This is a genomic window from Nocardia acididurans (genome assembly GCF_016741815.1).
Taxonomy (GTDB): domain Bacteria; phylum Actinomycetota; class Actinomycetes; order Mycobacteriales; family Mycobacteriaceae; genus Nocardia; species Nocardia acididurans.
Genome location: NZ_JAERRJ010000003.1, coordinates 416,921 through 433,372, shown reverse-complemented (window position 1 = coordinate 433,372; position 16,452 = coordinate 416,921). Strand labels below are relative to the sequence as shown.

Annotated in this window: 10 protein-coding genes; 2 read left to right on the top strand and 8 right to left on the bottom strand. The window is 69.7% G+C overall.

Features of this window, described 5'->3' with window-relative positions; translation table 11 throughout:
* Positions 1–4 precede the first annotated feature (4 nt).
* The 4 genes from JK358_RS09970 to JK358_RS09955 form a co-directional block, all read right to left on the bottom strand.
* Positions 5–1,369, bottom strand: coding sequence for a VWA domain-containing protein (locus JK358_RS09970; protein ID WP_201945917.1), 1,365 nt, complete (start codon positions 1,367–1,369; stop codon positions 5–7).
* Positions 1,366–2,742, bottom strand: a complete 1,377-nt coding sequence (locus tag JK358_RS09965) for a hypothetical protein (RefSeq protein ID WP_201945916.1) — start codon at positions 2,740–2,742, stop codon at positions 1,366–1,368. The genes JK358_RS09970 and JK358_RS09965 overlap by 4 nt, the downstream gene beginning before the upstream one ends.
* Positions 2,742–3,197 (bottom strand): hypothetical protein, encoded by a 456-nt coding sequence (locus tag JK358_RS09960; protein ID WP_307817430.1) that lies wholly within the window; start codon positions 3,195–3,197, stop codon positions 2,742–2,744. The genes JK358_RS09965 and JK358_RS09960 overlap by 1 nt, the downstream gene beginning before the upstream one ends.
* Positions 3,198–3,333: 136 nt before the next feature.
* Entirely contained in the window at positions 3,334–3,798 is a 465-nt protein-coding gene (locus JK358_RS09955) for a hypothetical protein (RefSeq protein WP_201945912.1), read from the bottom strand.
* 124 nt (positions 3,799–3,922) lie between these two features.
* Here JK358_RS09955 and JK358_RS09950 point away from each other — a divergent pair, with 124 nt between their 5' ends.
* Together JK358_RS09950 and JK358_RS09945 are read left to right on the top strand one after the other, a co-directional pair.
* Positions 3,923–4,273, top strand: coding sequence for a hypothetical protein (locus tag JK358_RS09950; protein ID WP_201945910.1), 351 nt, complete (start codon positions 3,923–3,925; stop codon positions 4,271–4,273).
* Between the two features lie 224 nt (positions 4,274–4,497).
* Complete coding sequence (locus JK358_RS09945) at positions 4,498–5,379, top strand: alpha/beta hydrolase (protein WP_307817429.1); 882 nt, start codon at positions 4,498–4,500, stop codon at positions 5,377–5,379.
* Here the strand turns inward: JK358_RS09945 and JK358_RS09940 are convergent.
* Genes JK358_RS09940 through JK358_RS09925 form a run of 4 tightly spaced genes read right to left on the bottom strand, consistent with a single transcriptional unit; the run spans position 5,373 to position 16,434 of the window.
* Positions 5,373–6,764, bottom strand: coding sequence for a condensation domain-containing protein (locus JK358_RS09940; RefSeq protein WP_201945906.1), 1,392 nt, complete (start codon positions 6,762–6,764; stop codon positions 5,373–5,375). The two genes, JK358_RS09945 and JK358_RS09940, sit on opposite strands and share 7 nt — an antisense overlap.
* A gap of 39 nt (positions 6,765–6,803) precedes the next feature.
* Positions 6,804–8,360: a glycosyltransferase family 39 protein gene (locus JK358_RS09935; protein WP_201945903.1), complete on the bottom strand. Its 1,557-nt coding sequence runs from the start codon at positions 8,358–8,360 to the stop codon at positions 6,804–6,806.
* Positions 8,357–9,880 carry an MFS transporter gene (locus JK358_RS09930; RefSeq protein WP_307817427.1) on the bottom strand — a complete coding sequence of 508 codons (1,524 nt, stop codon included), beginning with the start codon at positions 9,878–9,880 and terminating at the stop codon, positions 8,357–8,359. The genes JK358_RS09935 and JK358_RS09930 overlap by 4 nt, the downstream gene beginning before the upstream one ends.
* Positions 9,877–16,434, bottom strand: a complete 6,558-nt coding sequence (locus JK358_RS09925) for a type I polyketide synthase (RefSeq protein WP_201945901.1) — start codon at positions 16,432–16,434, stop codon at positions 9,877–9,879. The genes JK358_RS09930 and JK358_RS09925 overlap by 4 nt, the downstream gene beginning before the upstream one ends.
* Between the last annotated feature and the right edge of the window lie 18 nt (positions 16,435–16,452).

Below are 16,452 nucleotides of genomic sequence, written 5' to 3'. Positions count from 1 at the left end.
TCTCCTAGTCGAGGAAGTTCTTGAGCTCGTGTACGAGCTTCTGGATGCGTCCGGAAATCACCGGGGTGCCGAGGTTTTTGAACCGTTCGCGGAACCACGGGTTGACGCTCTGATGGCCGGAGCTGTTCACCGAGCCGACCGGGATGAGCTTCACCCCGGAGCGGTGCACGGCCTCCATGGCCTCGAACAGCGGCTGCGAACGGTCGAACTCGTAGAAGTCCGAAATCCACACCAGCACGGTGCTCTTGGGATCGGTGATCTTGGGCTGCGCCATTGCCATGGCGATCGGGCCGTCGTTGCCGCCGCCCAGATTGGTGCGCAGCAGCACCTCGAACGGATCGTGCACCCACGGGGTGAGATCCAGGGCGCGGGTGTCGTAGGCGATGAGGTGCACATCCACCTTGGGCAGACCCGCGAAGATCGACGCCAGGATGGTGCAGTTCACCATGGAGTCGACCATGGAACCCGACTGGTCCACCACCACGATCATCTTGGCGGGGACGGTGCGCTTGGCGGTCTGGCGGTAGTAGAGCCGGTCCACGTAGAGGCGCTCGTCGTTGGGATTCCAGTTGGGCAGGTTCTTCCAGATGGTGCGGTCCACATCCAGGTTGCGCAGAATGCGTTTGGGCGGGACCGAGCGGTCGACGGTGCCGACGCTGGTCTGCTGCACCTGGGTGCGCAGCACCTCGGCCACCTCGTCGATATAGCGGCGGATGAGGCGTTTGGCATTGGCCAGGGCCACGCCCGACAGATTGTGCTTGTCACGCAACAGCTGTTCGATGAGCGACATGCTCGGGGTGAGCTGGGCGGCCAGATGCGGGTCGGCCAGCACCTCGCGCAGGCGCATGCGCGAGACCAGCTCACCCTCCAGGCCCGTGAGCACGCCCTGCACCGCACCCGCCTGTTCTTCGCCCAGGCAGCGGCGCAGCCAGTTGGCATCGGACTGCCAGCCGGCCAGCTGCGTGGCGCTGACCTGACCGGAGCCGGTGGCGAATACGTTGAGCAGGAGTTTGGAAACCAGTGCGGCGGTGCGGACATCGGCCGCGCCGATGGGCTGGGATGCGACGGCTTCGAGCTCGTCGGGCGCGGCCGGGGCGTCCTCGGCCGCGGTGTCACCGGGCTCCTCGGCCCCGGTTTCGGTCGCCCCGGCTTCGGAGAAGTCGAGCCTCGCGAACTCGGCCTCCATCGCCGGATACCGTTGCACCACATTGTCGATGGAGATGCCCGGATCCAGTACCGCCAGCGGCAGTCCCAGATCGTCGACGATGCCCGCGCTCGCCTGTTCCAGGGTCGGCTGCTGATCACCGGTGAAGACACCGGCCAGTAGACGCCAGTACAGGATCTGGCGCCGTGTCTCGTGATTGGTCATTTGCGCAGCAACCGTCCTGCCCGTTCGCGCAGCACAGCCACCGCGTCGCCCGACTTCGCCTGGGCCTTGGCCACTTTCGGATCGGTGGGGCCGAGCGCCCAGTCGCCGTTGTGGAAGGCGGTGAGCGCGGTCTTGACCTTGCGCTGCACGGCCAGCGGGCGCACCGACCAACTGTCCGCGTCCCAGCGCAGCAGGCCGATCATGGCGCTGGAGGCATTGACGATCGGAGCGGTGAGGGGACCGGCCGAGGCCAGTGCGTCCAGCTCCAGGCGTATCCGACGATCGCCCGATGCCAGTGCGCCGTCGCGGATTTTGTACCCGTCGAGCAGGACAGGCTCGGCGATGTGCACCGGGTCGCGGTCCAGCGGTGCGACCGCCGGGCCGTGCGCCTGCGGCAACTGCACCGTGGCGGTGACGAACGGATCGGCGGGCTCCCCGGCCTTCGCGCGATGGTCGTCCCACAGTAGATCGCCCGTGCCGGTCAGCGGCATATCGGTGAGTTCGAGCGCGCGGTGTTCGGCGAGTGCGGTGAGCAGTTGCCGATGCGCGGCCAGCAGTTGCCAGATCGCCGGCCCCACAATGGTGTCCACCTTCGCCGCCGCCACCGAGACGCGCACCCGGCGGGACGGCGCGCCCGCGACCTCCAGCACCCCGTGCAACTGGGCCTGCACGGCTGTACCGTGCTCGTGCACATCCACCGCGAGCGGCAGCAGCCTGCCCGAAACAGATTCCGTGACAGCGGATTCCGGACCGCGCCAGGACAGCAGCAGGGCCCGCGCCCACAGATCGGCCCAGCGGCGCGCGGGGATCCGGTCCATGGTGGCGATCGGCGCGGATCCGCCGAGTTCGGCGGTGAATCCGTCGAGCAGGACGGCCAGCCGCCGCAGCGTGGGCTCTGCCAGCAACGCCTCCACGGTCTGATCCGCGGCCGAGACCAGGTCATGATCCACGCCGCGCCAGCCCGCGATGGCGAGCTCGCCCAGCCAGGCTCGCGAGCCCACCGCCAGTGCGCTCGGCGCGGTGGTCTGCGCCGGTTCGGTCCACTCGAATCTGTTGCGCCCCAGCGCTGTATCGGCCTGTGCGAGCAGGGCGTCGTGCACCGCGCCGAGCAGCGCCGCGCGGGCCGCGGCCAGCGCCGACAAATCCTCGGCGCCGATGGCTCCGGTGCTCACCTTGGCCACCGCCGCCGAAACCGCTTCGGCCAGAGGGGAACCCGCGACCGCCCCGGCGAGCGCCGCCAGCGCCGCGCCCTGCGGTTCGGAAACCCGCGCGAACCCGTTCACCAGGGCGTTGTCGAAACCGCCCACCGCCTCGAGCGCCGCCGTCACCCCGTCGGGGGACTGCGCCAGTGCGCTCAGCGCTACCTCCCGCATCAGCGACCCACCCCCGCCGGAAACCAGTGCAGCTCCGGAACCGGCGCGACGCCACCCGGCAACTCCAGGTAGGCCAGGTGCCGCAGGAACCGGGCGAACACCGCCGCGGCCGGCGCCGGATCGCGAGTTCCGTTGAGGTAGCGGGAAACTCGCTCACCCTCGGGAACCTCCACCCGCAGGAACCGGGCCACCCGATCCTGCCCGTACTGCAGCACCGCCTCCTCGATCAAGGCGTCCAGGTGCTTGCACGCGTACCCCTGATTCAACCCGCCGCACGGCCGATTGTTGTTCGTGGAGCAGCTGAGCCCGTGCGTGCCCGCCGCCACCGACGCCACGTACACGCGCGAGATGTCCGACCCGCTCGACACCACCCCCTGCAACCGCCCGTCGGCCAGCTCCACGAACGGAACCTTGTTCAGTTTGCGCGGCGCGACAGCGGGCAAAACCCTTACCACAGAAGCACTTTCCCAAGCCGGTGCATCCGGCGAGGCACTCGGATTCGAGGCCATCGTTCTCCCTCCCGGTCGATCACGATGCGCCCAAAGGTATGTGATGCCACCGACAGGTTCGCGTCCGCCGTCCGGATCGGGTTCAGCCGATTTTCGCGGTCGGCGGTACGGCCTCGGCGGGCAGCGTGAAGACCGCGAGGTACCACACGGCGCGGGCGCAGGCGACGTTCTCGCCGCCGGTCAAAACCGGGTGCATCCGTTCGTCGGAGATCGACAGGTAGGCCCCGGTGTTCTGGCAACCCGGCACATTGAACGCGAACGCGCGGTGGTTGCTGGGCCGATTCTCGACAACGGATCGGATCAAGTGCTCATCGCCGTCGGACAGCCCTCCGTGCAGGGAGGCGAAGAAGGCGTCCAGTTGCTCCGGCCGGCTGACCTCCATGGCGCTCGCGATGGAGAGTTCATCGGTTTTCACGAAATAGGCCAGGGTCGCCGGACCGGGCGGATCATCGTCGGTCGAACAGCACACAGCCACAAGGGCCGCGACCACCAGCAAGCCGACGGTTATGGCCGCCACCAGTATTTTTCGATGCCCGCCCCGATTCATGCCCCCACTGTGCCACCGATCACAGGCCGGAAGTCTGAGAAAACTCGTAGGACGAGCTCAGGGTTCGGCCAGGTTCGGAGGGCACCGTGGATGACGGCAGTGATGTCGGCTGGAGAGGTGTGAGATGGTCGAGCTCGAAGTTGTGGGGACGACTGTGACGGTTCATGTGACCGGGGCCCACCGGGTGCTGGCTCTGCGGGAGCATGTGACGTTCGATCTGGCGAATGTCGTTTCGGTGTCGGTTGCCGAGGTGGATTTGCGGCCGCCGTGGTTGCGGGCCCCGGGAGCGTTCTTTCCGGGCGTGATCGCTGCCGGGACATTTCGGGGGAAGGGCCGCAAGGAGTTCTGGGACACCCTGTTTCAGGGGCGAGCCGTGCGGATCGAGCTGGCGGGCGGCGAATTCACGCGGCTCGTCGTCGATGTCGAGGACCCCGAGGCGGCCATGCGGATGCTGAAGGCGGCGGCCGCGGCCTGATGCCGAGGGCCGGACCGTCCAGCCGGGGGTTGTGGCCGGTACCAGTCCGGATGCCCCCTGGCTGGCGAGTTCTCCAGCGGTTCGGCGGGCCGCCGCGCGAGCAGCCGGACCGGGCATACGTTCGCGCACATGGTTCGTACGGTTGTCCTGCTGGTGGCTGCACTGCTGATCGCGGTGGGCGGGTGGCGGTGGCGGAACCGCCCGCCGCGCGGGGAACCGGGCGGATGGTCGAGCTGAGCGTGTACTCGGCGGCGATGGATCGGCCGATACCGGTGGCAGTGCTTCCGGCGGTGGACGCTACCCGGCCCGCGCCGGTGCTGTATCTGCTCAATGGCGTGGACGGGGGGACCGATACCGGTGACTGGCGGGACGGGAGCAACTGGCTGACCAAGACCGATGTGGATCGGTTCTTCGCCGATAAGCAGGTGACCGTGGTGATTCCGATCGGCGGGGCGGGGAGCTTCTTCGCTGATTGGCGGGTGGACGATCCGGTGCTGGGGCGGCAGCGGTGGACCACTTTCTTGACGCGGGAGTTGCCGCCGGTCGTCGACGAGGCGTTCCAGGGGTCGGGGGCGAATGCGCTGGCGGGGTTGTCCATGGCGAGTTCGGCGGTGTTCCGGCTGGCGCTGGCCGCGCCGGGGCTGTATCGGGCGCTGGGGTCCTACAGCGGATGTGTGCGGACCGGCGATGGTCTCGGGCAGGTCATGGTGGATGCCGTCGTGGCTTCGCGGCGTGGGAATCCGCTCAATATGTGGGGGCCGCCGACGGATCCCGCGTGGGCGGAGAACGATCCATATCTGCATGCGGCCCGGCTGCGCGGTACCGCGATCTATGTGAGCTCGGGTACCGGGCAGGCGGGGACGTTCGACACGCTGGGCGGGCCGGGGATCGACGGGAATGCGGTCAAGCTGGTGGATCAGCTTGTCATCGGCGGGATTCTGGATGCCGTGACGAGTGCGTGCACCCGTCAGTTGGGGGATCGCTTCCGGGAGTTGGATATTCCGGCGGTGATCGATCTGCGGGCGAGCGGCACACACTCGTGGCCGTACTGGCAGCAGGATCTGCACAACTCCTGGGCCGTGTTCGCGGGCGCGCTCGGTCAGTGATCGGCGGCGGCCTGTTCGAAGAGCGACTTCATCACGGCGACATAGCGATTCACGGATTCGTGCGCCACCGGGGTGTCCGGGTAGATCATGCTCAGCGAGGTGCCCGAGGGCAGCCGGTTGATCCACATGAGCACCTCCTCGCTGGCGGCCCGATTCGCGTAGACGCCGCCGCGGGCCGTGTCGAAGAGCTCGTGACCGGCGAAGTCGCGGGCGTCGACATAGGAGATCATCGGCGTCACCCAGCCCGGCGGCACGGTGATTCCGGTATCGGCGGCGGCCAGTTCGAGGACGCGGTGGAAGGAGACGGAGGTCAGTCGCAGGCCGTTCTCGTAGGCCCGCTGGGCGCGGGTCACCGTGCGCGCGAAAGTCGCTGTGGCGCTGAGCGGGAAGGCCACCGGGACGAGGGTGACGTACCAGCCCACCGAGGCCAGTTCGGCGACCGTGGCCCGGGTGCTGATCGGCGTCATGCCGAAGTAGTAGTCGCCGCCGGTGAGTTCGCGTTCGGTCAACGCCGCGACCGCGAAGATGCCGCCGGTGAATTCGGCCCCGCCTGTCTGGCAGGCGCGTTCGAAACGCTGTGCTCCGGCCTCGTCGAAGAGCGGTATCGTGCGGTGTGCGCTGCGATTGTAGCCGTCCAGTCGCTTGCCGAGATCCAAAGGGAAGCAGGGTAATTCGCCATCGTTGCCGCGCACCAGCTCCAGCCACCTGCGCACGCCGGGGCTGGCCGGGGTGAGCTGGGCGGATTGTTCGCGCTCGCGGATGCAGTAGTCCAGGAAGCTGGCGGGCCGCACCGGCGTCTCGATGTCCTCGCCGATCTCGCGGGCGTACAGCGTGGCCAGGTCGAAGCAGGAAATGTACTGGGCCACACCGTCGGTGTGCAGATGATCGACCGCCAGGTACAGCGTGGTGGACCCCTCGTGTTCGATCGCGCCGAAGCTGAAGCAGTCCCATTGGAAGGGGCCGGGCGTGGTCTTCTGCACGTGCTGGCGGATGGCCTCGGCATTGTCCAGCTCGCCGTGGTCCACGGCCGCGAACTCGACATCCTGCTCCGGAACCAGATGCCGCACCACCGCGCCGCCCGGGTCGATGGCGAACCAGGTGCGAAAAGTGTCGTGCCGCAGCAGGAATGCGTTCACGGCGCGGGTCATGGCGGCGCGGTCGAGGACGTCGGGCACCTGGGCGGTCACCAGGCACAGGCCGGAGAAGCGGAAGTCCGCCGCGGCATTGCGGCCGGCGGCCCGCAGGTACTCCTCCTGCTGATGGGACGGCGGCGCGGGATGCGCGGGAGCCGCGGCGGCCCGCGCGAGGGAGCGCGGTGTGGCCACCCAGCTGACCATGCGGCCGGGCTCCGGTTCCCACTCGTCGATCAATCCGAAACTCACCATGGCGATACCCCTGTTCGTGCGATGCCGTACCCGGCGTTGTCAATTGGCGGTGCCGTCAACCAGGCGCAGCGTCCGCAGACCCGGCCAGACGGTCGACCAGCGGAGCTGTGGGTCGCGGCAGAGCCACACGGTCACATGGCGATTCACGCCGGGAAAGCCGAGCGGCCGGTCGATGCGGGCCAGCTCGTCGGTGTCGCCGAACTCCACGCCCAGTCCGGTGCTCGGGTCCTCCACGCCGATGTAGAGCACGGAGGCGGCGGTGTCCGGCGGCGGACCGAAATAGCCGTAGCCCCGATTCGGGCTGTAGACGGCGGGCAGTCGCAGGTGGCGGCCGAAGTATTCGAGTCCCGCTGCCTGCCAATAGCTTTGCGTCACGATCACCAGATCGGCGCTCTCCTGCGCCGACAGGCGCTCGTGGGCTTCGGCGGTGACGGCAACCAGGTCGTCCCACCCGGATGGTCCGAAAAGTCTGCTGCGCCAATCGATCTGCGCATAGGTGTCGGTCGGGCGCAAGCGGGACTCCGGGAGCGGAAGTGCGACGACGGCCAGCACGGTCAGGGTGACGGCCACGCCGGTGGCGGCCAGCCCGACGGCCCGAATCCCGGAACCCGCTCCGCGCCAGGCCAGATAGGCCGCGCCCGCCCCGAACAGGCCGGGCAGCGCGCCCACCACGAAGTAGGGCCGCAGTCCCGCCGCCAGGATGCCGATCAAGCCGAGCAGCACCACCGGCACCAGAAAACGGTAGGGCCGCAACCGTTCCCAACGCAGCCCTGCCCACATGCCCACCAGCAGAAGCAAACCCATCGGCCCGGTCACCAGGAGCACCTGCCAGGGCATGGCCGCCACGCCGCCGCTGGTGGAGAGCTGCTCGGCGCGCACCACCGCGCCCATGGCCAGCTGCGGCCACCCGTTCGCGTGCTGCCACCACAGGGTCGGCACGGCCGCGAGCGTGAACAGCGCGCACCCGAGCCACCAGGCCGGCCGCCGCAGCATGTCGCGCGGCCCGACCAGCGCCACCGCCGCCGCCAGCCCCGCCCACACCACCGGGCTCAGCCATTTCACCTGGAAATCGAGTGCGGCCACCAGTCCGGCGAGCAGCAGCAGGTGGTCGCGCCGGGTTCGCACCCAGCGGATCAGCAGCCAGACCAGCAGGGCGGTGAGCGTCGCATCCAGCGCGTAGGTGCTCAGCATGGCGGCCTGCATGACCGCCGCCGGAGTGGCCGCGTAGGCCAGTGCTGCGAGCACCTGCGCACCCCGCCCGCCACCGAACTCGCGGGCGATGAGAGCGCTCAGCACCACCGCCGCGACGGTGGCCGCCACCGCTGGAAGGCGCAGCGCCACAAGGGAACCCGGAGCGATGGTGTCCGAGAGTGCGGCCAGCAGCGGAACCAGCGGACCCTGATCGGCGTACCCGAACGCCCGGCGATGCCCGGCGGCCACGAAATACAGTTCGTCCCCGCCGATCTCGTAGCGCTCGAGCCGCAGCAGGAACAGCGCCCCGGCCAGCCCCGCCACCGCCGCCACCTCCCGCCAGGCGAAGGCCCGCGGACTGCCTGACATGCCGACCGGGCTCGGACCGTGTGCCTTGACGGTCATGGCTGTACTGCGCGGGTGGACTGCGTCGCGTGCTGCGGCTCGATCGGCGTCACCGTGGATTCGCGCTGCGGTGCGGACGGCTGCGGTTCCGCCGATTCCTGCCGCGCCTCGGGTGCCGCGCCCGGCATGGCGAGCGTCAACGCGCCCATGGCGATGGCGATCACGGCGATGGCCCCGAACATGGTGATGCTGTCGGGCAGGGTGTGGCTGCGGAAGAACGCGGCGCTGAGCAGTGCCAGGCCGAGACCGTTGCCGATCTGTTCGATGGTGGGCAGCAGGCCCGACGCGGCATCGAGTTGCCGCTGATTCAGGTTGGCCAGCATGAGCGGCTGCAACTGGACGCCGAAGAGTCCGACGCCGAGCCCGCACAGGAAGATCGGGCCGACGGCCAGGGGGAGGTTGATATCGCCCGCGGTCATGCGCAGATAGACCGCGCCGATGGCGATACAGATGCCGTACCAGGTGATTCCGGCGGCGAGCATGCGAACTCCCCAGCGCCGCACCAGGAATGGGGAGGCGAGTGCGCCGACGCCCGCGCCGAGGGCGAACGGCGTCATCAGCAGGCCGGTGCGCCACGCGGAGAAGCCGAGTTCCTCCTGCAGGGTGATCGAGACGGCGAAGACGAAAGCCGTGAACAGGCCGAAGAATACGGTCACCAGGAGTGCGCCGATGGCGAAGCCGCGGTCGGCGAACAGATCGAAGCGCAGCAGCGGACGGCCGCCGTGGCGGGTTTCGCCGCGCTGCTGGGCGAGGAACACCGCACCCCAGACGAACGCGGCGACGAGCAGTGCGATCGCGCCCGGATGCCAGCCGTGCTGGTGAATATCGGTGAGGGCGAACAGCAGTGCGAACAGAGCGACGGTCGAGAGCGCCGCGCCGCCCAGATCCAGCCGCGTCCGCTGCCGCGGCCGTCCCAGGCGCAGGTAGCGCAGTGCGAGCGCGAAGGCGAACAGGCCCAGGGGCAGATTGATCAGGAACACCGAATGCCAGCCCAGGCCGAAGGGATTCAGCGTGAGCAGTGTGCCGCCGAGAATCGGGCCGAGCATGCCCGCGAATCCCGCCGTCGCGCCGTAGAGCGCGAACACCAGACTGTGCCTGCGGCGCGGGAAGGTGGCGGTGAGGATCGCGATGGTCTGCGCCGCCATCCCCGCGCCCGCGATGCCCTGCACCACCCGCGCGAGGACGAGTTCTGTTGCGCTGCTTGCGATCCCGCACCACACCGAGGCGGCGGTGAAGGCCACGACCGAGCCGAGGAACAGCGCCCGCCGCCCGGCCCGCTCACCCAGCCGGGCGGCGGTGAGCAGCGTGCAGGCGAAGGCCAGCGAGTAACCCGAGATCACCAGCAGCTGCGCCTGCGCCGACGCGCCCAGATCCGCGGTCAGGCTCGGCAGTGCGGTGTTCACGATGGTCACGTCGATCATCTGCATGAACACCGCGATCAGGCAGCCGCCGAAGGCGAGCCACGCGCCCAGTTCGCCGCCGGCCCGCTCCACGGGGGCGCGGGCCGCGATCTCCGTCACGGTCGCGCGCCGATCGGCTCGTTCGCCGCCAGGATCAGCTCGGCCACCTTCGGCCCGGCCTGCTGCAGGCTGAAGGAGCGACCCATCTGCAGCGACATCAGTTCGATGCCGAGCTGTTTGCCCACGCGCGCACCGAATTCCACGGCCATGAGCGAATCCAGGCCGAGTTCGGGCACCGGCACGGTCAGGTCGATGGACTCCGGCGAGACCCCCATGACCACCGCCAATTGATCGGCCATCATGCGCGCCACAGCCTGGCCGCGCTTGCCCTCCTCGAGGGCGGCGAGCTCCGACTTCAGTTGCGCCAGTGCGGAATTGTCGCGCACCGAGGAGGCGACCAGGCCGGTCAGCCGTCCGGTGCGCGCCATCTGCGGGAAGGCGGCGGTGAGCTTGCCCCAGTCGGTCGGGATGATGGCCGCCCGGGTCACGCCCAGCCGCAGGGACTGCTCCAGATACGCGGTGCCGTCGGCCATGTCGATGGGTGCGAAGCCGACCAGATCCAAATATTTCGACGTCTTCTCCTCGGCGGCCATCCCGCCGGTCGCCCCGGACATATGACCCCAGCCGATGCAGGTGGTGGGTATGCCCTCGCGGGTCCACCGCTCGGCCAGCGCCTCCACGGCGACATTGGCGGCGCAGTAGTTGTATTGGCCGAAGATGCCGAACATGGAGCCGCCGGAGGAGTACAGCACGAACATGTCGAGCTCGATGCCCGCCGCGGTGACCGCCCGGTGCAGGGCGCGCGCACCGTGCACCTTGGGCCGGTACACCCGGGCCAGCTGATCGTGATCCATGGCGGAGATCCGGTTGTCGGATACCGCGCCCGCGGCATGGAAGATGCCGCGCAGCGGGTGCCGCGCGGCATCTTCCGGACCGGCGGCGTCGCCACCGCGCTGGACGAGCGCCCCGGCCCCGTGTGCCCGCGTCACCACATCCGCCACCGCGGCGGCATCGGTGACGTCGGCGGTCTCCTCGATCACCGTCACGCCGAGGGTGCGCCACGCGGCGATCTGCTGGCGGGCCGCGGTGGTGGCCGCACCGCTGCGACCCACCAGCACCAGCCGCCGCGCGCCCTTGCTCACCAGCCAGCGGCCGGTGGCCAGCCCGAAGCCGCCGAACCCGCCGGTGACGAGATAGGTCGCGGCGGAGTCGATATCGACCTCGGGCAGCAGCGGGCGCACCGGCGGGGCGGCCTCGTCCATGCGCAGCGCCACCCGGGCGGTGCGGGTGGAGCGAATGACCTCGTCGAAAGCCTTTGCCACCTCGTGGGTTTCGAACTCCTCATAGGGCAGCGCGGTGTAGACGCCGGACTGGATCTTGTCGTACACCCGGCGCAGCAGTTCGGCCAGCTGCAGCGGGCGGACCGCGCACATGCGGTCCAGGTCGATGGAGTGGTAGGTGAGGTTCTTGTCGAAGTTGGCCAGTTCCAGCAGGCCGCCGGTGTAGATATCGGCCTTGCCGACCTCGATGATGCGACCGAATTCGGCTACCGCCTTGAAGTTCTGGCGCAGGATCTCGCCGGGGGCGGTGCTGAGCACCACCTCCGCGCCCGAACCGTCGGTGAGCGCCAGCACCTCGTCGGCGAAGTCGAGCGAACGGGAGTTCAGCGCGTGGTCCGCACCCAGTGCCAGAATGTGCGCGCGCCGCTCCGCGGTGCTCGCGGTGCCGATGATGCGCGCCCCCAGGGTTTTCGCGACCTGGATGGCAGCCGAGCCGACGCCGCCCGCCGCACCGTGGATCAGCACCGTCTCGCCCGCGCGCAACCGCGACAGATCGTGCAGCGCGTATTCGGCGGTGCCGAATGCCGTTGTGCTGGTGCACAGTTCCGGTGGCGCACCGGCGGGCAGGCGGATGACCAGATGTTCGTTCACGATCCGGAATCGGCGCATCATATCCTTGGCGGCCACGGCCACCACCTCGCCGAGCGCGACGCCGGTGACACCGGGACCGAGCCGCTCCACGGTCCCGACGCCCTCCATACCGGGCGCGGTACCGAAAAATGTTGCCGCCAGCTCTTTTTCGCCGAGGATCCCCATCACCTTCAGTGGGTCCTTGTAGTTGATGCCGATCACCCGCATCCGGACCTCGACCTCGCCGGGGCCGGGATCCGGCCGCTCACCGCGCCGCCACGCGAGGGCCGACAGCAGCCGCGACCGCGGCGACTCCAACGCGAAGTTGGCCTCCGGATCATCCAGCGGCGCAGCGGTTTCCAGTGCGTCCACGCGCTCCTGCAGCGGCCGGGTCACCACCGGGGCCCAGCGCACCCCGCCGCGCAGCAGCACCTCGTCGGTGTTGTCGAGCGAGAACGCGCCCGGCACCGCGAGTTCGGTGATCAGGTCGATGAGGGCCATATCCGGTTCGGTGTCGACGAGCCGCCAGCGCAGCCGCAACTGTTCATTGAGCAGGACCCGCCGTGCCCCGGCCAGGGCGGCGTGCGCGGAGTCCGGGATGTGGGCGCTCCCCGGCAGGGTGAAGGCGTGTTCGGTGACGAGTGTGGCGTGGCACGGCCCCTCCTCGGGACCAAGCGCTTCGGCGTCCTCGACCGAGGCCGCGAAGTCCGCCACCGCGACAGCAACGCGCTTCAACAGCCACAGCGCCGCCAGATCGTCGAGGGAGCCCGCGGCTGGATCGTCGATCTCGACCGCCGTCCGAACCTCGGCCGCGTCTCGGTTCCGGTCGCCCGGCCGGTGTTCGGCATGCGCCTGTGCTTCGGCCGCCGGGCTGTCCATACGGCCGGGTGCGACCACGACGACGTGGACCCTGCTGACCTCGGGTCCGGACAGGGCAGCCCGCAGTTGGGTGCTGATTTCCTCCTCGAGGGTGGTTTCGAGGAGGTCGGCGCGCAGGTGGCGGGAGCCGACCAGGACCGCCGCGAGGCGCTCGGCGTAGCGGGCGGGGCCCAGGGCGACCACGAGGGTGGCGGTCTGGCCGGCGGGCGGCAGCGAGCCCGGGTCGAGCGGCTCGCGCTGCTCCATGGTGTCGGCGTAGAAGAAGTCGACCATCCGATGCAGCGGGCCCGCACCGGGATTCAGCGCGCCGAGCCGGACCCCGACCAGTCGCAGGCACAGGTTATGGTCGTCGTCGAGCAGATCCACGTCGGCGCACAAGCGGGCAGCCGCGCGCCGGGCCACCACCGTGACGCGCTCGGGCAGCGGGCCGAACAGGCGGACCCCGTCCACACCGACCGGCACCAGCGCGCCCTCGCCGAGCGCGGCGTCGGCGAACAGCAGGGCGACGGTCTGCATGGCCGCGTCGACCACGGCGGGATGGGCGAGATGTCCCGAATCGGCGGCGATGGAACCGTCCACCTCGGCCACCACGGTGTCGGCGCTCGCGCGCACGCCGATGACCCGGCGGAAGGCGGGACCGTACTGCAGGCCGCGGGCCGCCAGTGCGGCGTAGAAGAGCTCAGGATCGAACTCGATGTTGGAATCCAGTTCGGGCACAGCACATTTTGTGTCCTCATAGCTGCCGGTCTGCAGGCGGCCGGTGGCGTTGACGGTCCACACCGAACCGGTCGCGCCCCGGGAGCGGATCAGGAAGCGGCCGCTGGAATCCTCGACACCGGTCTCCAGCAGCGGCACATCCGAGGCCGCCATGATGAGCGGCGCGACGAAGCGCACACCCTCCAGCGCCACCCGGGTGCCGCCGAGCCGGGCGGCGGCCGCACTCAGTGCCGCGTCCAAATACGCCGCGCCGGGGAGGATTCGCGCACCCGCCACCACATGATCGGGCACCCACGGCAGATTCTCCGAACCGATCTGCAGCAGCCAGCCGGGCCTGCCCTCCAGATCCGGATCGCCCAGCATGGCATGCCCGCCGGGCGTGCCCAAGCGCAGCTGTTCGAAAAGCGGTAGGGCGGAATGCAATCGGGTGCGCTGCCACGGATAGCGGGGGAGCGGCAGATGAGGGGTGGCCGGGCGGTCGGCGGGGAACAGCACCTCCGGATCGAGCACGCCCGCACCGTAGAGCCCGATGAGAGTGCGGCGCAGGCTCTCCGAATCGGGCTGCTTGCGGTCCAGGGTCGCCACGGTGACGCCGGTATCGCCCGCGCCCAACAGCATTTCCCGAATATTGCCCGACAGCACCGGATGCGGACCGACCTCCAGGAACACCTGGCTGTCCGCGGCGATCAGGGCGCTGATCGCCGCCGAGAACCGCACCGGCCGACGGACATTGGCGCACCAGTACTCGGCATCCCAGTCGCCCTCGGTCACCACCGCGCCGGTGACGGTGGAGTACAGCGGCACGATCGGGCGCTGCGGAGTGAGATCGGCCAGGGCGGTGCGCAATTCGTCGAGGATCGGATCCATCAGACGGCTGTGATACGGCACCTCGACCCGCAGCCTGCGCGCGAAAACACCGTCATCGGTCAGATTTTCGGCGATCTCGTCGAGACGGTCCACCTCCCCGGAGAGCGTCACCGAACTCGGGCTGTTGCTCGCCGCGATATCCACCCGCGGGTCGTCGGCGATCAGCGCCCGCGCCCGCTCGAGGCCGAGCCCGACGACCAGCATGCCACCGGAACCGGCCGTGGTGGCCTGCAACCGGGCCCGATGGTAGGCCGCCGTCACGGCATCCTCGAGCGAAAGTACGCCCGCCACATAGGCCGCCGACACCTCGCCGACGCTGTGCCCGACAATGGCGGCCGGCGCGATCCCCAGTTCGGCGAGCGCGCTCACCAGCGCCACCTGCACCAGGAAGTTGGCGGGCTGGGCGACCTCGGTGGCGCCGACTCGGGACTCCTCCTCCGGGCGCAGCAGCTCGTCGATGATCGACCACCCGGACACCTCCTGGAAGGCCGCGTCCACCCGGCGCGCGGTGATCGCGAAAGCGCCGTCGGCACAGAGCAGTTCACGCGCCATGCCCCACCACTGCGGGCCCATGCCGGAGAACACGAACACCGGCTCGGCGACCCGGCGCGCCACCGTGCGCACGACGTCGCGCCCGTCACCCGCGGCATAGCGACGCAGTTCCCGCACCAGGTCGTCCCCGACGAGCACCCCGGTGCGGAACGGGTGATGCGCCATACGCGTCCACGCCGCCTCCGCCTGGCGGCCCGGAACGGCCCCCGCCGCCAGCAGGTCTGCGAAGCGCCCCGCCATCTCCCGTACCGCGGCCGGGCTCCGTCCCGAGATCGGCAGTACGCCGAAGTGCCGAGGCTCGGTGCGGGCCGCGTGACCGGAGCCGGTGGAGGTCTGGGACGCCTCCGATTGCCGGAGCTCGGAGTGCTGCTGCGGCGTGGCCTCACGCCGCGGCAGCGCCGTGTACTCCTGGAGGATCACGTGCGCGTTGGTGCCGCCGTAGCCGAATCCATTGACGGCGATGGTCATTCGCTCGACCTCCGGCCCGACCGGTTCGGCGTCGAGCTGTATGCGCAGGTTGAGTTCGGTGAAGGGGATATCGGGATGTGGCGTGTCGAACCAGCCCTGCGGCGGGATCGTGCGGTGGCGGATGGCCAGCGCGGATTTGATGACGCTCGCGACGCCCGACGCGGCCTCGGTGTGGCCGAGCGTGGCCTTGAGGGAACCGACGCCGAGCGTGCCGTCGCGCCCCGGCACCGCGCCGTACACGCGACCGAGCGCCCGCAGTTCGATGGGGTCGCCGACCGGCGTCCCGGTGCCGTGCGCCTCCACGTAGGTGATCGCGCGCGGATCCAATCCCGCACGGGCGCATACGGTCCGGGCCAGCGACTCCTGCGAGACGGCATTGGGCACCGTGATCGCGGTGGTCCGTCCGTCCTGATTGGTGCCGCTCGCCTTGATCACCGCGTACACGCGGTCACCGTCACGCTCCGCGTCTTCGAGCCGCTTGAGCACGATCATGCCGCCGCCCTCGCCGCGCCCGTAGCCGTCGCCCGCGGCGTCGAAGGATTTGCAGCGCCCGTCCGCGGCCAGGAAGCCGCCCTTGCACATCATGACGAAGGTCTCCGGCTGCAGCATGATGTTCACTCCGCCCGCCAGCGCCACCCCGCAGTCGCCGCGCAGCAGCGACTGACAGGCCAGATCCACCGCCACCAGCGACGAAGAACAGGCCGTGTCGACGGTGAGCGCGGGTCCGGTCAGGTTGAGCGCGTGCGCGATTCGATTGGAGAGCATGGTGTAGGAGGCGCTCGCGGCGGTGTGCATATCGACGTGGGGGAGTGCGGGGCCGACGACGCCGACTACCGACTGATCCACCACGAAGCCCCCGACATACACACCGACCGCCGCACCCGCCGCGCGCCCGGCGACGCCCGCGTCGTCCAGCGCCTCCCAGGTCACCTCGAGCAGCAGCCGCTGCTGTGGATCCAGACCGGTGGCCTCCCGGCGGGAGATGCCGAAGAAGTCGGGATCGAATTCCCAGGGATCGCTGGTCAGGAACGCCCCGCGCCGGGTGTAGCTGCGGCCGGGCGTGCGCCGGTCCGGGTCGTACCAGCGCCGATAATCCCACCGGTCGGCCGGAATATCCACGACGGCGTCACGTTTCTCGACGACGAATTCCCAGAAACTCTCGGGTGAATCGATTCCGCCGGCATAACGGCAGCCGATCCCGACGACGGCGATATCCGACATGCGGGTCCTTCCGAATGG